Genomic DNA, 19,746 nt, shown 5'->3' on the forward strand with positions numbered 1-19,746 from the left:
GGCGTAGCTCGGCAACAATCGGCAAGAACATGACAAATCAACAACAATCAGCTGCCGCGAGCAGCAATCTCGATCTCCTTGATCGCTATTGGCGCGCCGCCAACTACCTCTCCGTCGGGCAAATCTATCTGCTCGACAATCCACTGCTGCGCGAGCCGTTGCGGGCCGACCACATCAAGCCGCGCCTGCTCGGCCATTGGGGCACGACGCCCGGCCTGAACTTCATCTATGCCCATCTCAACCGCGTGATCCGCGCGCTTGATCTCGACGTGATCTATGTCTGCGGCCCCGGCCATGGCGGGCCGGGCATGGTCGCCAACACCTATCTGGAAGGCAGCTACAGCGAGCTCTATCCCGAGATCGCCCGCGATGCGGACGGTATGCGCAAGCTGTTCAGGCAGTTCTCCTTTCCCGGCGGCATCCCGAGCCATGCGGCGCCGGAGACGCCGGGCTCGATCCACGAGGGCGGCGAACTCGGCTACGCGCTGGTGCACGCCTACGGCGCGGCCTTCGACAACCCTGATTTGATCGTCGCCTGCGTCATCGGCGACGGCGAGGCCGAGACCGGCCCGCTGGCTGCGTCCTGGCACTCCAACAAGTTCCTGAACCCGGCCCATGACGGCGCGGTGCTGCCGATCCTGCATCTCAACGGCTACAAGATCGCCAATCCGACCGTGCTGGGCCGGATGCGAGATGCGGAAATCCGCGATCTCTTTCGCGGTTTCGGCCACGAGCCGCTGTTCGTCGAGGGTGACGATCCCAAATTGATGCACCAGGCCATGGCGGACGCGCTCGACGTCGCGCTCGCCAGCATCCGTTCGATCCAGCAGCACGCACGCGACGGGCGCAGCAGCGTCGAGCGGCCGCGCTGGCCGATGGTCGTGCTGCGCAGCCCGAAGGGCTGGACCGGTCCGAAGGAGGTCGACGGCAAGAAGGTCGAGGGCTTTTGGCGCGCGCATCAGGTCCCCGTCGCCGGCTGCCGCGAGAACCCGGCGCACTTGAAAGTGCTCGAAGACTGGATGCGCAGCTACGAGCCCGAAAAGCTGTTCGACGCCAGCGGCGCCCTCGTTCCCGAGCTTCAGGCGCTCGCGCCTCGCGGCGACCGCCGCATGGGCGCCAACCCGCACGCCAATGGCGGCCTGCTGAAGAAAGAACTGAAGCTGCCGGACTTCCACCGCTTCGCGATCGAGGTGCCGCAGCCCGGCGGCGTCGTGGCCGAAGCGACGCGCGAGCTCGGCAAATTCCTGCGCGACGTCATCCGCCTCAACGCGACGGAGCGCAACTTCCGCATCATGGGCCCGGACGAGACCGCGTCAAACCGGTTGGACGCGGTGTTCGAGGCGACCGAGCGCGTCTGGATGGAACCGATCGAATCTTACGACGTGCATCTGGCGCAGGATGGCCGCGTCATGGAGGTGCTGAGCGAGCATCTCTGCCAGGGCTGGCTCGAGGGCTATCTGCTCACCGGCAGGCACGGCTTCTTCTCGTGCTACGAGGCCTTCATCCATATCGTCGATTCCATGTTCAACCAGCACGCCAAATGGCTGAAGGTCACGCGCGAGTTGCCGTGGCGGCGCCCGATCGCCTCGCTGAATTACCTCCTGACCTCGCATGTCTGGCGTCAGGACCACAACGGCTTCAGCCATCAGGACCCCGGCTTCGTCGATCTCGTCGCCAACAAGAAGGCCGACATCGTCCGCATCTACTTCCCGCCCGACGCCAACACGCTGCTGTGGATCGCCGACCACTGCCTGCGCACCTACAACCGCATCAACGTCATCGTCGCCGGCAAGCAGCCGGCGCCGCAATGGCTATCGATGCAGGAAGCAGCGACGCATTGCGACGCCGGAATCGGCATCTGGACCTGGGCGGGCACGGAACAGGCGACGGGCGAGCCCGACGTGGTGATGGCCTGCGCCGGCGATGTTCCGACGCTGGAGACGCTCGCCGCAGTCGACCTGTTGCGAAAGGCACTGCCGGATCTGAAGATCCGCGTCATCAACGTCGTCGACCTCATGACGCTGCAGCCGAAGGATCAGCATCCGCACGGCCTGTCCGACCGCGACTTCGACAGCCTGTTCACGCGCGACAAGCCTGTCATCTTCGCCTATCACGGCTATCCCTACCTGATCCACCGGCTGACCTATAACCGCACCAACCATGCCGGCATGCATGTGCGCGGCTTTGCCGAGGAAGGCACCACGACGACGCCGTTCGACATGGTCGTGCTCAACGAGCTCGACCGCTACCACCTCGCGATCGAGGCGATCGAACGCGTGCCCGGACTCGCGGCCAAGGCTGCGCAGGCCAAGCAGCAATTCCGCGACAAGCTGATCGAGCATTCCCGCTATGTGCGCGAGCACGGCGAGGACATGCCGGAGATCCGCGACTGGGTCTGGCCCAACAGCTCCGGCGGCAACACGCCTGCCGAAGCCGGCGACTAGCCATGTCGGACATGGTCCTCGTCCTCAACTCGGGATCGTCGAGCATCAAGTTCGGCCTGTTCGACATCTCGGCGGCTGAGCCCGTCCTGCTCTGCAAGGGCCTGCTCGACGAGCACGAGGCAAGACCGCGCCTCGCGGTGAAGAGCCCGGCGGGCGACGACCTGTTCGCGACACGGAGGGAAGCGCCGGATGCCGGCGGCGGCCATTTGTTCGCCGACGTGCTCGCCTTCATCGAGGAGAGGTTCGGCGCCCACAGCCTGCGCGCGGTCGGCCACCGTATCGTCCACGGCGGGCCGGATTATTCGGGCCCGGTGGTGCTGACGGACGACGTCACCGCGACGCTGGCCGCATTGACGCCGCTGGCGCCGCTGCACCAGCCGCGTTGCCTCGCGCCGGTTCGCGCGCTTGCGGCGATCCGGCCTGCGCTGACGCAGATCGCCTGCTTCGACACCGCCTTCCACCACGGCCTCGCGCCGCCCGCGCGCCGTTTCGCGATTCCGCGGCGCTATGAGCAGCGTGGCGTCCGACGTTACGGCTTTCACGGCCTCTCCTTCGAATACGTCACGGGCCGCCTCGCCGCGATTGCACCGGAGCTCATCGCCAAGCGCAGCGTCATCGCGCATCTCGGCAATGGCGCCAGCCTGTGCGCGTTGCACCACGGCCGCAGCATCGACACTACGATGGGACTGACGCCGCTCGACGGCCTCGTGATGGGCACCCGCTGCGGCAGCATCGACCCCGGCGTGCTGCATTATCTGCAACAGCACGAGAAGATGTCGGCCGACGAGATCCAGCACCTGCTCTATCACGAGTCCGGCCTGCTCGGCGTCTCCGGCATCTCCGCGGACATGCGAACGCTGCTGGCGAGCGGCGAGGTCGGGGCGCGGGAGGCGGTCGAGCTCTTCACTCTTCGCGCGGCGCAGCAGATCGCGATGATGGCCACAACACTCGGCGGCCTCGACTGCCTGGTCTTCACCGGCGGCATCGGCGAGCACGCCAAGGAGATACGCAGCGCGATCTGCGAGCGGCTCGGCTGGCTCGGCGTGCGCATCGATGCTGCGGCGAATGACGACGCGCGCGAGCGGATCGGCGCCGGCGGAAGTGCTGTCGATGTGTTCGTCATCCCGACGGATGAAGAGATGATTATTGCGCGACATTGTGCGGCGCTGATCCGCAGCCGCGGCGCCACGTGACATTTTTATGAATGATCTGCCGCAATGAGGCCGTCGCGGTTTCGCGGCATAAGGCTCGGAGCAATCCTCGAGCGGACAGATCATGAAGACCCATATCATCGAAGAGCTCGGACAAGGCGGCATCCTGTTGCCCGCGCTGGTGGCGGAAGGGCTCGCCGCCAACGACCGCATCAAGGTGCGGATGAGCGCACTGCAGGCGGCTGCCCAGCATGCGCAGGAGCCGGGTCGACCCGCGAGCGACCTTGGCGTGGAGAGTCAGACTGCGGGCATCGCGCCCGCGGCGATCGCGGCGCTGATCGGCGGCGCCCGTCTGATCGGGCCGGGCCGGCTCGCGGCTCCCGATCTCGCGCAGCTGATGCAGGAGATTGCGGAAGATGCAGCGACCATGATCCGCGCCGTAGGCGCCGGCGCGGCCAACGAAGGCGAGAGAGCGCAGGCGCGCCTCGACACGATCCGCGCGGCCGGCCTGCTCGACCCCGCCGACGAGATCGCGATGTCCCACATCGTGCGACTGACCGGCGTTGCCGACGCTGGCGGCGACAGTCTGCATCGCCTCGTGATGGATCTGCACAAGCAACTCAACAAGCTGGCGACGAGCTGCTCGGAAGAAACCCTCGACGGCGCCCATGTCTTCGGTCTGCACGGCGACGACCGGCCGGCGGTTGCTGCCTTCATGAAGGGCCTGAACGCGACGCGCGGCCTCAAGTTCAATCATCCGGGCCTCGACACCATGGCGACACGCGCCGACAGTCGGCTGCTGATCCAGAACGACATCGGCACCACGGACGCCCATGTCGTCGTCATCGCAGTGAAGAAGAACGCGGTCACGGTCACCTACACCGACGTGCATTTGGCACGCGCGAAGTTCTTCATCTCGCTGTTCGAGAACTTCGAGGCGACCTGGAGCGGGCTCGATCGTCACACCGCCGCAGGCCTCGGCGAGGACAATTCCTTCTATCTGGTGACCGGGCAGTATCAGTCCGGACACGCCGCCGATCGCAACGAATTCCTCTCCGCACTCGGTGCCGCGCTGGTCTTCCTGATTGACTGGAACAAGGCGCGCAAACTGCTCAGGACCTGGGTTGCCAAGGAGGACGCGGCACGCATCCTGGAATGGGCCGCGCGTCAGCGGATCGGCCACCGCGGCTTCCTCGAGCTCGGCGGCAACGAACTGCTGGGCTCTGCGGTCCGGAACGCCGCCCCCACGCGGATCGGCTTCGGTGAGCGGCTCGACCAGGCGCTCGGCCGCAACGCGGCAATCGATTTTCTGAAGGCGTCTCTGCGCGCCTCCACCGAGGCACTGCTCGCCGGCCGCTCGGTCAGGACGGTGCGCGACCAGATCGAAGCCGATCTGATGCGGCACCTGGATCGCGTCGATGGGGCATTGCTGGCGGCGGTCCTGCGTCAGATCGGCCTCGCCCACGATCTCGTCGCGGCGATCTCGCGCCATATCGCCGCGTTGCGAGCCGGTCAGCCTGCCGACGGCACCCTGCTGACGCAGCGCTGCGGCGTGATCGAGCAAAAGGCCGACAGAATCGCGTTCGAGAGCCGCAACGAGGTCGACCGCCTCAATGCGCGTCCGCTGATCGGCCAGTTGATCGATCGCGCCGAGGAAGCCGTCGACGAATTGGAGCAGGCCGCTTTCATCGCCTCGCTGATGCCGGAAAGGACCGATCCATCCCTGCTGACATCGCTGGCCGAGCTTTGCACGGTGGCAGAGACTGCGACCGAAATCGCCGCGAGCGGCGTCGCCGCTGCGATCGACGTGCCGGAGGGACGACGCGCCGATTCGGAGGACGCGCTCTCCGCCGTGACCCGCCTGATCGACGCCGAACACGCCGCCGACAGCCGCGAACGCGCCACGACCGCACTCGTCTTCCGTGGCGGCTTCGACGTCGCGACCTCGCTGTCGGTGATCGAGCTCGCCCGCGCCGTCGAGCGCGCCACCGATCGCTTCGCCGCGTTCGGTCATCTGCTCCGCCGCCACATCATGATCGATCTTGCAGCTTGAGGGAACCACCATGCATATCGTGCGTATCGGCGGTGAAGCCTCCGAATTGCGGCCTGCCGAAGAGATCGGCGCCAAGGCCGCCAACCTCGCCCGCATGGCGGCACTGGGCCTGCCGGTGCCGCCTGCCTTCGTGCTCCCGGTCAAGCTCTGCGCCGCCATCATTGCCGGCCACGCGCACGCCACGCGACACCTGCGCGACGGCCTGGAGGAGGGAATCTCGTTCCTGGAGAGCGCGACCGGAAGGCGCTTTGGCGACCGCCGGCAGCCGCTGCTGGTGTCGGTGCGCTCGGGTGCGGCGCGATCGATGCCGGGCATGCTCGACACCGTTCTCAATGTCGGCTGCACGTCCGATGCCGTGCATGGCCTGATCCGTGCGACCGGCCGGCCGCGGCTCGCCTGGGATTGCCGGCGCCGTTTCCTGGAGAGCTTTGGCGAGACCGTGCTCGGGCTCGACCAGGCCGGGTTTGCCGCGCGCATCTCAGAACTCGTCGCAGCCGAATGCGCCGGCAGCGACCGCGAGCTCGACAGCGAAGCGCTCGAGCGGCTCGCCGGCCGCGAGCAGGCGCTGATCGAGGACCACACCGACGGCTCGCTGGAGGATGCCTTCGCGCAGTTGGAGGCGGCAGCCCAAGCTGTTTATCGCTCCTGGACGAGCGAGCGCGCGCAGACTTATCGGAGCCTCCAGCACCTCGAAACGCTCGAGGGTACCGCCGTGACCGTGCAGGCGATGGTGTTCGGCAATGGCGGTCTTGCCTCCGGCGCGGGCGTGGCATTCTCGCGCGATCCGTCGACGGGCGCGCGGCGTCCGATGATCGACCTCGTGCTCGATGCGCAGGGCGAAGACGTCGTTTCCGGAAGGCGCGCACCCGATACGACCGAGGCCATCGCCCGCGAGTTGCCGAAACTGGAATCGGAGCTTGGCGATATCCTGAGGCAACTCGAGCGCGCGTTCGCCGACGCGCAGGATGTCGAGTTCACGGTCGAGAACGGCAAGCTCTGGATTCTCCAGACCCGGGCGGCCAAGCGCACGCCGCGGGCCGCCGTCAGGATCGCGATCGACTTCGTTCATGAAGAGCTGATCTCGAAAGACGAGGCATTGGAACGGATCGCGGAGATCGATCTCGCCTCGCTCACCGAAACCCGCTTGGTTTCCTCAGGCAAACCCGCAACGAGGGGCATCGGCGCGTCCGGCGGCATCGGGATTGGACGGGCGGCGTTCTCGTCCGAAAGCGCTCAGCGCCTGTCAGCCGCGGGCGAGCCGGTCATCCTGCTGCGTCCCGATACCAGCACCGCCGATGTCGCGGGATTCGCCCTGGCCGCCGGCATCGTCACGGCTGTCGGTGCGCGCACCTCGCATGCAGCCCTGGTGGCGCGGCAGATGGGCAAGCCCTGCGTGGTCGGCTGCCGTGAGCTGAAGATCGATCCCGTCGCGCGGCAGGCCCAGCTCGGCCAAGTCAGCTTTGCCGAAGGCGAGTGGATGACGATCGAGGGCGACGCCGGAGAGCTCTATCTCGGACGCTGCGAGACGATTCGGACACGGCCCGAAGCCGAGCTCGCCGAGATCGCCGCCTGGAGGGCGCAATCCGGCCGACATGACCAGCTCGCCGCCGCGCCTCAGTGAGTGCCGGTCAGGAGTTGGAAACTCCCCATCGCGACCTCGATCAGGATCAGCACCACGACAGCAATCTCCAGGCGGAGCGAGCGCTGGGTGTCGATGATGTCGGTGAGCGCGTTGCGGTCTCCGACACCGCGGTGAGCTTGCGCTCGAGCGTGTCGAGGCGCTCCTTCAGCTCGTACTCGTCCTCGAGCCGGGAATAGAGCCGGTCGAGCTCGGGCTTCTCCCAGAGCACGTCGGGCTTCTCGGCGATCGCGACGCGGCCGGCGACGCGCTGCTGCACCAGCAATGCGTTGCCGATCAATTGCAGGATGCCCTTGCGCCGTTGCGGCGTGCGGCCGCGTTCGGCGAGCTCCCGCGCAAAGGGCTCGATCACATCGAAGACCGCCGCGACGCGGCGCTCGTCGCGCGCCAGCGACGTGCTCTTGGCGAGCGCATCGGCAACCAGCAACAGCCGGTCGTCGGAGAATTTGGCAAGGCAGATCGGCCCGCCCGGCTGGATCGCCTCGGCGGCCTCATCGCTGCAGAGCTGGGCCTGCGCGATCTCTTCTTCGTAGGGGCTGAGCTCTCCGGTCACGCGTGACTTCAGGTTGTCGATGAGAGCCTTCTCTTCCGACGGCAGCAGGCCGATCAGCACCACGACGCCGTAGCGGAAGATCACGGCCAGACCGGCATGGACCCGGAAGGCCGCCGGCGTGGAAGAGACCAGCGTCCCGATTTCCAGGCCGGAAGCATTGATGCGGTCCCCCAGCATCAGCGCCCGGATCCGCAAGCTCGGCGCAGCCTCCTGCTTCGGCGATGCTGGCGCCATGCCAGCGGCGAGTTGATCGGCGTTCATGTGAGGCCTCTCCCGGCACCAGGATCGCACATTTTCCGTTCGACCTCATCTGGCGAGCTTCGTCCTTGTCTGCGAGAGGCCGACTGCCCGCACGCAGCGAAGTGTTGCCATGAAACTTCGGGTTAATAACGTCGGGATGAACTTGTGCCGAAACATTCGGCAATATCACCTGCCCGCGCGTGACCGATTTGGCCACGATGACTGGCTGCGGTTTACCATCGCACGCCGAAGCGCCGCCCGAAAGTTGCACTCGGCAACGCGACCGGTTTATGACAGCATCATAACGAGCTACGCTTCTCCCGAAGTGCGGACATTGAAGCCTCAATCATGCTGAGCGTCATCATTCCGACCGAAGGCGTCGAGCAGACGGCGGTGGCGACATTGGCCGCGCTGGTGCCCGGCGCCGCCGCCGGTGTCGTCCGGGAAGTGCTCCTGGTCGACGGCACGCGCAACGGCGTGATCGAGCGCGTTGCCGACGTCGCAGGCTGCCGTTTCGTCGGCTTCGAGGGGACCTCGCGGGGCGCCGCGCTCGCCGCCGGCGCGCTCCAGGCGCGTTCGCCCTGGTTGATGTTCCTGCCCGCCGGCGCCGTGCTGGAAACCGGCTGGATCGATGAGACCACCCAGTTCATCCAGGCCGTTGCGACCAGCGGACGGGATCGGGCCGCAGTGTTCCGCTATGCGCGCTCGCCTTATGCAGATACCGGATTGCGCGATATCCTCCGGGCCGCGGCACGCGGGCTGATTGGCCCGCTCGGCGACCAGGGACTTCTGATTGCCCGTGCTCATTACGACCGGATCGGCGGCTACCCGCCGCAGGCCCGACGTTCCCAGGCACAGCTGCTCCGGCGGCTCGGCCGCTCGTCCCGCACCATGCTGCGCAGCCGCATCGTCATGATCGGCTGAGATGAGCTAATACTTGCCAAAGTCAAATAACTATTTGACAATGGCAAGTATTGAGGTGATCCATGCCGATCGACGGTACCGACGACCACATTGCAGCGGTCCGCGCGTTCAACCGCTTCTATACCCGCAAGCTTGGCGTGCTCGACCAGCATCTTGGAAAGAGCCCGTTTTCCCTCAGCGAGGCCCGGGTGCTGTATGAGCTCGCGCAGCGCGACGACCTGGCGGCCAAGGAGATCGGCAACGAGCTCGGTCTCGACCCCGGCTATCTCAGCCGTATCGTCCAGAGCTTCGATGAAAAGGGGCTGATCACGCGCAGGCCCCTGCCCGCGGATCGCAGGCAATATCAGCTCAGCCTCACCGCCAAGGGCCGCCAGGCGTTCACCAGGCTGAACCTGAGTTCGCAAAATGAGGTCGCCGCAATGCTGGCCCAGCTTTCGGCCAGCGATGCATCGCGGCTCACGCAGGCCATGGCGACCATCGAGTCCGTGCTGGAGCAACGGCGAACCCAGCCCGCGGCTTTCATGCTGCGCAGCCATCGCGTCGGCGACATGGGCTGGGTGATCTCCCGACAGGGCGCCGCCTATGCCGCGGACTACAGCTGGGACATCAGCTACGAGGCACTGGTCGCCGAGATCTGCGCACAGTTCATTCGGAACTACGACGCCGCGCGCGAGCACTGCTGGATCGCGGAAGTCGGCGGCGAGCCGGTCGGCTCGGTCTTCCTGGTCAAGGCCACGGACCAGATCGCCAAGCTGCGCCTGTTGCAGGTGGAGAAGAAGGCACGCGGGCTCGGCGTCGGCCGCGCGCTGGTCGAGCAGTGCATCCAAGGCGCGCGCGAGCGGGGCTACAGCAGGATGACGCTGTGGACGCAGAGCATCCTGGTCGCCGCGCGCGGCATCTACAAGAGTGCAGGCTTCAAGCTCGTGGCCACCGAGCCGCACCACAGCTTCGGGCAGGATCTGATCGGCGAGACCTGGGAGCGTGATCTGTGAGCTTGCTGCGGGCGAAATGCGCATCGTGGCGAGATGCACATTAATGTGCCCTCTCCCCTTGTGGGAGAGGGCGTCTCCGCTGGCTGACACAGATCCGCTTGGGTGAGGGGTATGCCTCCGCGAGCGTCAGTGCATGTGGATAGCACCCCTCATCCGGCGCCGTAGCCGAAGCTCCGCTTCGGCGTTCCTAGGAACGGCGGCAGGAGGCCGCCTATGCCACCTTCTCCCACAAGGGGAGAAGGGAAGAAGTCCGTGCCTCGATCAACTGGACATCATCCGCACAACGCACTCACGCCGTCGCGCCCTGGGCCTTCGGCCTTCGCAGATGTTCGTCGAGGCGCGGCATGATCTCGACGAAATTGCAGGGCCGCGTACGGTAGTCGAGCTGGGCCGCAAGGATGCCGTCCCAGCCGTCGCGGCAGGCGCCGGGCGAGCCGGGCAGGCAGAAGATGTAGGTCGCGCCCGCAACGCCCGCAGTGGCGCGGCTCTGGATCGTCGACGTCCCGATCTTGGCGTGGCTGAGCATGTGGAACGCGATCGAGAAACCGTCCATGCGCTTTTCGAACAGCGGCTCGATTGCCTCCGGGGTGACGTCGCGACCGGTGAAGCCGGTGCCCCCGGTGGTGATGACGACGTCGACGCCGGCATCCGCGACCCAGCGGCGAACGACGTCACGGATCGCCTCGACGTCGTCGGTGACGATCTCGCGCGCGGCGAGACGGTGGCCGGCAGCGGTGAGACGATCGGCCAGCGTCTGGCCGGACTTGTCGTCCGCCAGCGCGCGCGTGTCTGACACCGTGAGCACCGCGATGTTGAGCGGGATGAACTGCTTGGTTTCGTCGATGGAAGCCACGACCTCACTCCTGTTTCCCCAGCCTCCGCCGTCATCCTGAGGTGCGCGCGCTGCGATGCACTTGCATCGCAGGGCGAGCCTCGAAGGATGGGCCAGGGGCTCGTCCTCCTTCGAGGCTCGCCAAAGAGGCGAGCACCTCAGGATGACGCCACTACTTCTGAATCCTAAGATGCACAATCACGCATCATAATTCGTGCTGCGTCCGGGGCACGAAATCTTCGCTACAGCGCCCCCGCTCCGAACGTGTTGCAGGCCTGGACCGTGCCCTGCTGATAGCCGGTCATGAACCACTGCTTGCGCTGCGCAGCCGAGCCGTGGGTGAAGGAGTCCGGGACGACGCGGCCCGTCGACTGGCGCTGCAGCGTATCGTCACCGATCGCGCTCGCCGTGCTCAGCGCAGCCTCGATGTCACCCGGCTCGAGGAAGTTCGGACGCTTCTTCGCCTCGCGATTGACCCAGACACCCGACAGGCAGTCGGCCTGCAATTCGACCTTCACCTGGAGCGCATTCGCCTCCGCCTTCGAGCCCGCCTGCTGCTGCAGCCGCGTCACCCGCGGAATGATGCCGAGCACGTTCTGGATGTGATGGCCGGCCTCGTGCGCGATGATGTAGGCGGTGGTGAAATTGCACGCCGACTTGCCGGAGCAGCCGCGGAAGCGCGTCTCGACCTCGCGGAAGAAGCCGGTGTCGAGGAAGATGGTGCGGTCCGGCGGACAATAGAACGGGCCCATCGCCGACTGCGCCATGCCGCAGCGCCCGCCATTGGTGGCGTTGCGGAACAGCACGATCTTCGGCCCGGTATAGGACTGGCCCGAGGCCTGGAAGATCTCGGTCCAGCGATCGTCGATCTCGCCGAGAATGCCCGAGATCATGCTGCCCATCTCGTCGGTCGGCGCGCCGCGCTTGCCGGAGGAGGCCTGGCGGTCGGTCTGGTAGCTCGGGGCATGGCCACCGCCGGTGAGGATCTCGGCGCCGCCGATCAGGATGCGCGGATCGATGCCGAAGGCGTAACCGACGAGACCCAGGATGATGATGGTGCCGATGCCGAGCCCGCCGCCGCCGATCGGCAGGCCGAATCCGCCGCCTCCGCCGCCGCCAAAGCCGCCACCTTCGTCGCGACGATCCTCGATGTCGTCGCTGCGGCGGAAGTCATCGTAACGCATGGCGGCCTTCCTTTGGGGTCCCTGATTCAGGTTCGTCGGCTTCGTCGGACGCATGAACGCGAAAGCTCAACGCGCTACACACGTAAAATTTCCGTTGCTTTTATCAATATCGTGGTCGGCAAAAATTGCCTAGTGCGGCAACATGCCGATGCCAGCAATTTTTTCCGAGGGTCGAGCAATTTTTTCCGAGAGAAATTTGCGGCCCCATTGAAGCCATGATTGCTTCCGCGACCCAAGCAAACGCGAAATCCCCTGTAAAACACAGCGAATCCTCACGACAACATGCACGCAGAACGCGACTCGAGGCCTGCTCAGCAAAGCGGCGGGTTAAGTCGATTTTTACTTTGCCGCTTCAATGTAGCGGTCAGTCGGTTGTTTGGTCCCGCGTCGCCGACAGCGTCGCCTGAGTCAGAGTTCTTGAGTCATGGTAGAGTCGCGTCGCGGGGCGTCTGCAAGGGCGCCCCGCACAAATTTTGAGTCTCCTTCGCATCGCGTCATCCTCGGCGATTGCGTCGCCGAGATGTCGAAGCTTCAGGCCGGTTCGGTCGATCTCGTATTCGCCGATCCGCCCTACAATCTCCAGCTCAAGGGCGATCTCAAGCGCCCCGACGAATCCCACGTCGACGCCGTCAATGACGACTGGGACAAGTTCGATTCGTTCTCCGCCTATGACGATTTCACCCGCGCCTGGCTGCTTGCCGCCCGCCGCGCGATGAAGCCGTCGGCGACGATCTGGGTGATCGGCTCCTATCACAACATCTTCCGCGTCGGCGCGATCATGCAGGACCTCGGCTTCTGGCTCCTGAACGACATCGTCTGGCGCAAGTCGAACCCGATGCCGAATTTCCGCGGCCGCCGCTTCACCAACGCGCACGAGACCATGATCTGGGCCGCGCGCGACGAAAAGTCCAAGGGCTACACGTTCAACTACGAGGCGCTGAAGGCCGCCAACGAGGACGTGCAGGCACGGTCCGACTGGCTGATTCCGCTCTGCACCGGCGAGGAGCGACTCAAGGGCGCCGACGGCAAGAAGGTGCATCCGACGCAGAAGCCCGAAGGCCTGCTCGCCCGCGTGCTGTTGTCCTCGTCGAAGCCCGGCGATCTCGTGATCGATCCGTTCAACGGAACCGGCACCACCGGCGCGGTCGCAAAACGTCTCGGCCGCTCCTATATCGGCTTCGAGCGCGACAAGACCTACGCCAAGGCCGCCGAAGCGCGTATCGCCGCGGTCGAACCGTTGCCGGAAGCGAGCCTCGCCCCGTTCATGACCGCGCGCGAGGCGCCGCGGGTCGCGTTCTCCGAGCTGATCGAGCGCGGCATGATCATGCCCGGCACGAAGCTGTTTGACGCCAAGAAGAAGCTCGGCGCCCTGGTGCGCGCCGACGGCGCCATCATGTTCGGCGACAAGGTCGGCTCGATCCACCGCATCGGCGCGGTGGCGCAAGGCGCGCAAGCCTGCAACGGCTGGACCTTCTGGCACGTCGAGACCAAGAAGGGTCTCAAGCTGATCGACGAGCTGCGCGCCGAAATCCGCGCCGGCATGGCCGCGGAATAGCCGCTTCCCCTCCGTCATTCCGGGGCTCGCGAAGCGAGAACCCGGAATCCATCCAACTACAGCACAGGCGGCCCAATGGATTCCGGGCTCGCGCCAAGAGGCGCGCCCCGGAATGACGGCGCGGTTGAAAGCCACCTCTACGAGGACTAGACTTCCCCGATCAGCCTCCGTCCTGGCCGGCCTGCTCTCATGCGACGACAGTCCGAGACATTGCTGTTGGTGCCGCTGCTGCCGATCTTCCTGGTCGGCATGTTTCCGATGTTCCTGATCGCCCTGCTCGGCTTCTTCGGCCTCGCACTATTCGGCGTGCTCGTGATCTGCGTCGGGCTCGCCAGCAGCAACGAGGCTCACGACAATTTCAATCACGACGTGATCGTGCACGGCTACGCGCGCGGATCGGAGCGCGCCGCGCGGGCCTCCGACATGCATCTCGCCGCGCGCCTCGGGCTGCGCCTGGAGGCGGTCGGCGTGGCGATGATTGTTACGGCGGCAATCGGCCTTTGTTATGCCGGCTGATCTGCGTGGCGCGCAGACACCGCCCGGCAAACTCGCCGGTTGCTCTCTCCGACCCGGTTCGGGCAAGAGAGGCGGCGCGGCAACGACGCTGCATGCGTGCCTGGCAACAAACCCTGGGGAGATCGATGCTCAAATTCTATTTCAACGGATCGCCGAATCCGACCAAGGTCGCGCTCTATTTGGAAGAGAGCGGCCTTGCTTTCGAGCCGGTGAAGATCGACACCCGCAAGGGCGAGCAATTCACGCCCGATTATCTGAAGATCAATCCGAACGGCAAGGTGCCGGCGATCGACGACAATGGGACGATCGTGTTCGACTCGAACGCCATCCTGCTCTATCTCGCCGAGAAGACCGGCAAGTTCCTGCCCGCCGCGAGCCTGCGCGGCGAGACGCTGTCATGGCTGATGTTCGTCGCCACCGGCGTCGGCCCCTATTCGGGCCAGGCGGTGCACTTCAAGCATTTCGCGCCGAAGGACCAGAACCACGACTACGCCCATAACCGCTACCAGTACGAGACCGATCGCCACTACAGGATTCTCGATGCTCACCTCGAAGGCCGCCGCTACATGGTCGGCGACAGCTATTCGATCGTGGACATGGCGCTGTGGGGCTGGGCGCGGATGCTGCCGTTCAAGCTCGGTGACGACGCCTTTGCGCGATACCCGAACGTGAAGCGGCTGGTGGACGAGATCTCGGCGCGGCCCGCCGCAGCGCGCGCGATCGCCTTGAAGGACAAGTTCACCTTCAAGGCCGAGATGGACGACGAGGCGCGCGCCAACATGTTCAAGCACATGACGACCAAGGTCGCCTGATCGCGCGACCTCACCGGTCGGGCCACGCGCTTGCGCGCGGCCCTTTGCCTTCAAGACTCAGGCGGCGTGAACCGAGCTCAGGAACTTGGCGACTTCCTGCTTCAGCCGGTTGCTGTCGGCCGACAGCGAGCGCGCCGCGGACAGCACCTGCGACGAGGCCGATCCGGTCTCCGACGCCCCGCGCTGCACGTCGCCGATATTGGTCGAGACGCGCTGCGTGCCATGCGCCGCTTGCTGGACGTTGCGGGAAATCTCCTGCGTCGCCGCGCCCTGCTGCTCCACGGCGGCGGCCACCGTCGACGAAATCTCCGACAGCCGCTCGATGGTGCCGCTGATCTCCCTGATGGCGCCGACCGATTGCTCGGTCGCAGCCTGGATGTTGGAGATCTGCTGGCCGATCTCACCGGTGGCTTTCGCGGTCTGCTCGGCCAGCGCCTTGACCTCGGAAGCGACCACGGCAAAGCCGCGGCCGGCATCGCCGGCGCGCGCCGCCTCGATGGTGGCATTCAGCGCCAACAGGTTGGTCTGGCCGGCGATGGTGCTGATCAGCTCGACCACGTCGCCGATCCGCGCGGCGGCCTTGGAGAGTTCACCGACATGCGCGTTGGTCCTGCTCGCCTGACCGACGGCCTCGCCGGCGATCCGGGCGGATTCCTGCACCTGGCGGGCGATCTCGGACACCGAGGAGGACAGCTCCTCGGTCGCCGAGGCGACCGCCTGCACATTGGCCGAGGCCTCCTGCGAGGCGCTGGCGACCTCCGTCGACAAATCCTGCGCCCGCGAGGCGGTCGTGGTCAAAGTGCCGGCGGAGGCTTCGAGCTCGTTCGACGCCGACGATACCGTGTTGACGATCTCGCCGACGGCCTGTTCGAACTGGTCAGCCATCCTGACCATGTCCTTCTTGCGGGTTTCGGCCTGCCGCTCCTCGAGCTCGGCCTGCTCGGCGCGCATGCGCTCGGTGTCAATCATATTGTCCTTGAACACCTGGATCGCCTTGGCCATGTCGCCGATCTCGTCGGCCTTGCCGCGACCGGGGATCTCGACCGCGAGATTGCCGCCGGCAATCAGCCCCATCGCACGCGTCATCGAGGTCAGGGGACCGACGATGCTGCGGGCGATCAGGAAGGCGACGATGCCGCCGAACAGGATGGCCAGACCGCCTGCAATCTCCTGAACGGTTGTCGTGCCGGCGATCACGTCTTCGGCGTGGGTGCGCGAATCCTGATAGTCCTTCTTCAGGGTCGCTTCAGCGACCTTGAGCCGGCCGATGCTGTCAACGATGAGGGGCGCGAGGCTCTTGTGGTAGATCTCGTCGGCCTGGAGCATCGCGGCGGAGGTCGTCTCGAACGCGGATTTGTAGATGCCGAGCGCGGTCTTCACCGGCGCGAGCGTGGTTCGCAATTCGGCTGCCTGCGGGCTCTTTTCGATCGCCGCGAGCCGTTGCGCCGCCCTGTCCACACTGGCCCGGAAGTTGGCCGGCCCCTGGGTGTCGCGCAGCGCCAGGAAACGCCAGTTTGCGACCCGGACAAGGAGGACCCTGGATTCGAGGTCGGCAACGAGGGCTGCGGTGTCTTCGTCGACGGCTGCGCGCGCCGTATCGACCAGCTTGCCCATCTTGACAGCCAGCTCCTCGCCGCTCGGCAGCAACGTCGCCTTGCCCGTCCGCGCCTCGTTGACGGCGTCTCCGAGATTGTCACGCAGGCGTCGCATCTTGGCGACGTCGTCGATGAGGCCGTTGTAGAGCGCGCGCCGCTCCTCCGAGAGCGTGCCCTTCGCGCCGACCCGCAACAGCTCGGTCGCCGCAGTTTCCCGCTCTTGCGCCTCCTTCATCGCGGGTTCGTTGGCATCGTAGACGTAGCGCAGATTGGCGCGCTGGATGGCCTGAAGGTGGGTCGAGATTTCCAGCACCCGCGCCGTGCTGTCCGAGAGCGCGGATTGTCTTGCGACCTGATCCTGCACCACCCGCAAATTCCAGATGGCAACCACGGCCATCACGAGACCAACCGCCACCAGGGCCATGAAGCCTGCGTACAGGCGTCCCCTGATCCGCAAACGAAACTTCGGCATTCCCACTGTCCACCACGATGCATTTCACTTCGAGCGGCCGAACGAGTCCGGCGATCGTCACCGGCCACCCCGGCAGCCGTGAGTCGCGTCCTTGCGACCCACGCTGCACCGCGACACAATGGCGGACACTCGTTAATTGAACCTTCCCATTTTTCGCGCGCGCCAAAGCGGCGCGCACAAAATCTGCTGATTTTGTAGCCAGTTGCGCGACGCCTCGGCGTAAGGCGTGCACCCCCATGCAGATAACCGCATGGGGTTGCCAGAATGCGTGCTTGTTAGATGGTGGCCTCCCGCAATCCGCAGTGCTGAATTCCTGCCTCTTCACCTTCATTTTCGTCGGATGGGCCGCTTCAGCTGAAACTCAATCTCCGAACGAGACGTCCCGCAGTCCTGAAGCTCCCGCTCGCTCATGGCTGCGAGTTGGCAGCGCTGGCGAGAGCGCTGCCGTTGAATCCGGACCATCTCCGCCAGCGATCGGAAGACCGGCACGACCCATGCAAACCGGAGCGGACGCCTCCAGCTGGCGGACCAGATGGCGCTCAACCCGGTCAGCTCGCAGCCCTCATCGCTGCTTGCGGAAACGGGCCCAGCGCCCTCTCCGTCAGGATCGAGTCGCAGTACTCGCGGATCTCCTTGATCTTGCCGTTCTCGAGACGGAACACCAGGCAGTAGTCATTGTCGTAGCGCACGCCCTCAGGCGTGACGTTGTCGCCCTTGGCCTCCACGACGACCACGTCGCCGTCGGCGATGAAGCGGTGCGCGACCGTGCGCGTGCGGTCGCGCAGGCGGGTGCGCACATAGCCGTGCAGATCGTTGAGGATCGCCTCCTTGCCCGAAAAGGTGCGCGACCAGGAATACTGGCCGGTGACGACCCATTTGGCGTCGTCGGCAAGGCTTGCGGTGAACAAGGCGCGATCGCGCGCGGCCGGATCGGGATTGGCGGCAGCGGCGAAAATATCCTGCATCAGTTTCTTGTTGGCGGCAGCGCTCATGGCGGCATCTCCGTTTGGTGAGAACACGGAGATCTTCCGGGAGGGAAGAGAATTCTTCAAATCGATAGAGAATATGATATCTATTCACAGCATGAATTTGACTTCGCTTGACCTCAATTTGCTGACTGCACTCGACGCGCTGCTGCGCGAGGCCAATGTCAGCCGCGCGGCGATGCGGATCGGCCTGTCACAGCCTGCTACCAGCCACGCTTTGCAGCGCCTGCGCGATATCTTCGGCGATCCGCTGCTGGTGCGCACCGGCGCACGGATGGAGCTGACGCCGCGGGCGCAGGCCCTGCGCGCGCCGCTCGCTCAGGCGCTCGACCAGGTGCGCGGGCTGTTCGTGCCTGACGACTTCGATGCCGCGCGCAGCGAGCGGCAATTCCGCCTGATGATGCCGGACTTGGCGGTCGAGCTGCTGATGCCGCCGCTGATGGAGAAGGTGACGCGGGCTGCGCCCAACGTCCGGATCGACGTCGTGCCATGGCGGGGACCTGCGATCTTTCACGCCGAGTTCGCCCGCACCATCGATCTCGTGATCTCGATCGGCAACGCCTTCAAGGGCTTTCACCGCCAATTGCTCTACACTGACAGCGATGCGCTGGCCGTGCGGCGCGGCCATCCCATGACGGCGAAGCTGAAGCGGCGCGAGACGTTCCTCGCCGCGCGTCATGTCGGCGTCATCATTCGCGGCAATGCCGAAGATCTCATCGACACCTGGCTGCGCAGCAAGGGCATCGAGCGGCACATTTCGCTGGTGGTGTCGGGCTATCTCGAAGCGCTGCACGTCGCCGCGCGCACCGACCTCGTCGCCTTCGTGCCACGCCGGCTGATTGCCGCACTGTCGAAGCAACTCGGCCTCGTCACAGTGACGCCGCCGCTCGATCCCGGGATCGACGAGCAGTTCATGTTCCATCCGACCCGGGCGCAGATGGACCCCGGCTCCATCTGGTTGCGACGGCTGATGCTGGAGACGGGACGGGAGCTGGAGCAAGCCAAGCGCAAGTTCTCGTAGGGTGGGCAAAGGCGCAAAGCGCCGTGCCCACCATCTTCCGCGGCAACGAACCGATGGTGGGCACGCTTCGCTCTGCCCACCCTACAAAGCCGGAACGTTGTTACGCCTTCTGCGCTTCCATCACCTTGCGCACCGCGGGGCGCTCCGACATGCGCTTGAAGTGATCGGCGATCTTCGGCGTCGCATTGATGTCGACGCTGTCGCCTTCGAGCCAGGTGGCGATCGTGAACAGATAGGGATCGCAGATCGTGTACTGCTCGCCCATCACCCAGGGTCCCCTGAACATCTTCTGCTCCATCAGCGCGAAGCAGGCCGCCATGGTCTTCGGAACCATCGCCTTCATGTCGGCGAACGAGCTCTCCTGGGTCGCCCAGCGCGCGCCGCGCATCTTGTGGGCATGGTTGATGTGCACGGTCGAGCACAGATAGGAGTTGAACGACTGCACCTGGGCGAAGTCGAAGGGATCGTCGAGCGGCGCGAGCTTCGCCTTCGGGAAGGTCTGGGCGAGATAGGCCAGCATCGCCGGCGTCTCGGTCAGGACGCCGCGATCGGTCACCAGCGCCGGCACGCGGCCCTTCGGGTTGATCTTGAGATAATCAGGGCTGTTCTGCTGGTTGTCCTTGAAGCTCAACCGTTCGGCCGTGTAGTCGGCTCCGGCCTCCTCCAGGGTGATGTAGGTGGCGAGCGCGCAGGTGCCGGTGGCGTAGTAGAGCTTGAGCATGTCGGACCTCGTGGGGAAAATCCGAGGTTAGCGGCCCTCCGCCGCGCCGTCCATAG

16 protein-coding genes and 1 pseudogene are annotated in these 19,746 nt (G+C 65.6%); 10 read left to right on the forward strand and 7 right to left on the reverse strand.

Annotated features, from left to right (window positions below; translation table 11 throughout):
* The first annotated feature begins 29 nt into the window (after positions 1-29).
* The 4 genes from D6B98_RS28900 (at position 30) to D6B98_RS28915 (ending at position 7,269) form a co-directional block, all read left to right on the forward strand.
* Complete coding sequence (locus D6B98_RS28900; protein ID WP_164718936.1) at positions 30-2,444, forward strand: phosphoketolase family protein; 2,415 nt, start codon at positions 30-32, stop codon at positions 2,442-2,444.
* Between the two features lie 2 nt (positions 2,445-2,446).
* Complete coding sequence (locus tag D6B98_RS28905; RefSeq protein WP_126260436.1) at positions 2,447-3,637, forward strand: acetate/propionate family kinase; 1,191 nt, start codon at positions 2,447-2,449, stop codon at positions 3,635-3,637.
* Between the two features lie 82 nt (positions 3,638-3,719).
* Positions 3,720-5,648, forward strand: a complete 1,929-nt coding sequence (locus D6B98_RS28910) for a hypothetical protein (RefSeq protein WP_126260437.1) — start codon at positions 3,720-3,722, stop codon at positions 5,646-5,648.
* 10 nt (positions 5,649-5,658) lie between these two features.
* Positions 5,659-7,269, forward strand: coding sequence for a PEP/pyruvate-binding domain-containing protein (locus D6B98_RS28915; protein WP_126260438.1), 1,611 nt, complete (start codon positions 5,659-5,661; stop codon positions 7,267-7,269).
* On the opposite strand, the pseudogene D6B98_RS28920 reads toward D6B98_RS28915, so the two are convergent.
* Positions 7,263-8,101, reverse strand: a pseudogene (locus D6B98_RS28920) (RMD1 family protein). The gene D6B98_RS28915 and the pseudogene D6B98_RS28920 overlap by 7 nt on opposite strands.
* A 327-nt stretch (positions 8,102-8,428) precedes the next feature.
* Here D6B98_RS28920 and D6B98_RS28925 point away from each other — a divergent pair.
* Positions 8,429-9,004 (forward strand): glycosyltransferase family protein, encoded by a 576-nt coding sequence (locus tag D6B98_RS28925; RefSeq protein WP_126260439.1) that lies wholly within the window; start codon positions 8,429-8,431, stop codon positions 9,002-9,004.
* A 62-nt stretch (positions 9,005-9,066) separates the two neighbouring features.
* A complete protein-coding gene (locus D6B98_RS28930) occupies positions 9,067-9,996 on the forward strand; it encodes a bifunctional helix-turn-helix transcriptional regulator/GNAT family N-acetyltransferase (protein WP_126260440.1) in 930 nt (309 codons plus the stop codon).
* 289 nt (positions 9,997-10,285) lie between these two features.
* Here D6B98_RS28930 and moaB read toward each other — a convergent pair whose 3' ends face one another.
* Both moaB and ypfJ read right to left on the reverse strand, forming a co-directional pair.
* A complete protein-coding gene (gene moaB, locus D6B98_RS28935; protein WP_126260441.1) occupies positions 10,286-10,849 on the reverse strand; it encodes a molybdenum cofactor biosynthesis protein B in 564 nt (187 codons plus the stop codon).
* A gap of 221 nt (positions 10,850-11,070) precedes the next feature.
* Positions 11,071-12,012, reverse strand: coding sequence for a KPN_02809 family neutral zinc metallopeptidase (gene ypfJ, locus D6B98_RS28940; RefSeq protein ID WP_126260442.1), 942 nt, complete (start codon positions 12,010-12,012; stop codon positions 11,071-11,073).
* A gap of 424 nt (positions 12,013-12,436) precedes the next feature.
* On the opposite strand from ypfJ, the gene D6B98_RS28945 reads away from it, so the two are divergent.
* The 3 genes from D6B98_RS28945 (at position 12,437) to D6B98_RS28955 (ending at position 14,895) form a co-directional block, all read left to right on the forward strand.
* Positions 12,437-13,567 (forward strand): site-specific DNA-methyltransferase, encoded by a 1,131-nt coding sequence (locus tag D6B98_RS28945; protein ID WP_126260443.1) that lies wholly within the window; start codon positions 12,437-12,439, stop codon positions 13,565-13,567.
* Between the two features lie 189 nt (positions 13,568-13,756).
* The gene (locus D6B98_RS28950; RefSeq protein ID WP_126260444.1) at positions 13,757-14,083 is read left to right on the forward strand and encodes a hypothetical protein; all 327 of its coding nucleotides are present in this window, start codon (positions 13,757-13,759) and stop codon (positions 14,081-14,083) included.
* Between the two features lie 125 nt (positions 14,084-14,208).
* Positions 14,209-14,895, forward strand: coding sequence for a glutathione S-transferase family protein (locus D6B98_RS28955; protein ID WP_126260445.1), 687 nt, complete (start codon positions 14,209-14,211; stop codon positions 14,893-14,895).
* Positions 14,896-14,952: 57 nt separating this feature from the next.
* On the opposite strand, the gene D6B98_RS28960 is transcribed toward D6B98_RS28955, so the two are convergent.
* From D6B98_RS28960 to D6B98_RS28970, 3 genes are all read right to left on the reverse strand, one after another.
* Entirely contained in the window at positions 14,953-16,962 is a 2,010-nt protein-coding gene (locus tag D6B98_RS28960) for a HAMP domain-containing methyl-accepting chemotaxis protein (protein ID WP_164718937.1), read from the reverse strand.
* A gap of 327 nt (positions 16,963-17,289) precedes the next feature.
* Positions 17,290-17,424: a YjiS-like domain-containing protein gene (locus D6B98_RS41515; RefSeq protein ID WP_126260573.1), complete on the reverse strand. Its 135-nt coding sequence runs from the start codon at positions 17,422-17,424 to the stop codon at positions 17,290-17,292.
* Between the two features lie 86 nt (positions 17,425-17,510).
* Positions 17,511-17,954, reverse strand: coding sequence for a nuclear transport factor 2 family protein (locus D6B98_RS28970; RefSeq protein ID WP_126260447.1), 444 nt, complete (start codon positions 17,952-17,954; stop codon positions 17,511-17,513).
* A 91-nt stretch (positions 17,955-18,045) separates the two neighbouring features.
* On the opposite strand from D6B98_RS28970, the gene D6B98_RS28975 reads away from it, so the two are divergent.
* Complete coding sequence (locus tag D6B98_RS28975; protein WP_126260448.1) at positions 18,046-18,969, forward strand: LysR family transcriptional regulator; 924 nt, start codon at positions 18,046-18,048, stop codon at positions 18,967-18,969.
* Between the two features lie 100 nt (positions 18,970-19,069).
* On the opposite strand, the gene D6B98_RS28980 is transcribed toward D6B98_RS28975, so the two are convergent.
* A complete protein-coding gene (locus tag D6B98_RS28980) occupies positions 19,070-19,690 on the reverse strand; it encodes a glutathione S-transferase family protein (RefSeq protein WP_126260449.1) in 621 nt (206 codons plus the stop codon).
* Positions 19,691-19,746: the final 56 nt, after the last annotated feature.

The organism is Bradyrhizobium sp. LVM 105 (assembly GCF_003957705.1).
GTDB lineage: Bacteria > Pseudomonadota > Alphaproteobacteria > Rhizobiales > Xanthobacteraceae > Bradyrhizobium > Bradyrhizobium frederickii.

Bases quoted from the DNA above. Each gene is read 5' to 3' on its own strand.
- D6B98_RS28900 (WP_164718936.1), top strand. From the start codon at position 30: ATGACAAATCAACAACAATCAGCTGCCGCGAGCAGCAATCTCGATCTC.
- D6B98_RS28905 (WP_126260436.1), top strand. From the start codon at position 2,447: ATGTCGGACATGGTCCTCGTCCTCAACTCGGGATCGTCGAGCATCAAG.
- D6B98_RS28910 (WP_126260437.1), top strand. From the start codon at position 3,720: ATGAAGACCCATATCATCGAAGAGCTCGGACAAGGCGGCATCCTGTTG.
- D6B98_RS28915 (WP_126260438.1), top strand. From the start codon at position 5,659: ATGCATATCGTGCGTATCGGCGGTGAAGCCTCCGAATTGCGGCCTGCC.
- D6B98_RS28925 (WP_126260439.1), top strand. From the start codon at position 8,429: ATGCTGAGCGTCATCATTCCGACCGAAGGCGTCGAGCAGACGGCGGTG.
- D6B98_RS28930 (WP_126260440.1), top strand. From the start codon at position 9,067: ATGCCGATCGACGGTACCGACGACCACATTGCAGCGGTCCGCGCGTTC.
- ypfJ (WP_126260442.1), bottom strand. From the start codon at position 12,012: ATGCGTTACGATGACTTCCGCCGCAGCGACGACATCGAGGATCGTCGC.
- D6B98_RS28945 (WP_126260443.1), top strand. From the start codon at position 12,437: ATGGTAGAGTCGCGTCGCGGGGCGTCTGCAAGGGCGCCCCGCACAAAT.
- D6B98_RS28950 (WP_126260444.1), top strand. From the start codon at position 13,757: ATGCGACGACAGTCCGAGACATTGCTGTTGGTGCCGCTGCTGCCGATC.
- D6B98_RS28955 (WP_126260445.1), top strand. From the start codon at position 14,209: ATGCTCAAATTCTATTTCAACGGATCGCCGAATCCGACCAAGGTCGCG.
- D6B98_RS28960 (WP_164718937.1), bottom strand. From the start codon at position 16,962: ATGCCGAAGTTTCGTTTGCGGATCAGGGGACGCCTGTACGCAGGCTTC.
- D6B98_RS41515 (WP_126260573.1), bottom strand. From the start codon at position 17,424: ATGGTCCGGATTCAACGGCAGCGCTCTCGCCAGCGCTGCCAACTCGCA.
- D6B98_RS28970 (WP_126260447.1), bottom strand. From the start codon at position 17,954: ATGAGCGCTGCCGCCAACAAGAAACTGATGCAGGATATTTTCGCCGCT.
- D6B98_RS28975 (WP_126260448.1), top strand. From the start codon at position 18,046: ATGAATTTGACTTCGCTTGACCTCAATTTGCTGACTGCACTCGACGCG.
- D6B98_RS28980 (WP_126260449.1), bottom strand. From the start codon at position 19,690: ATGCTCAAGCTCTACTACGCCACCGGCACCTGCGCGCTCGCCACCTAC.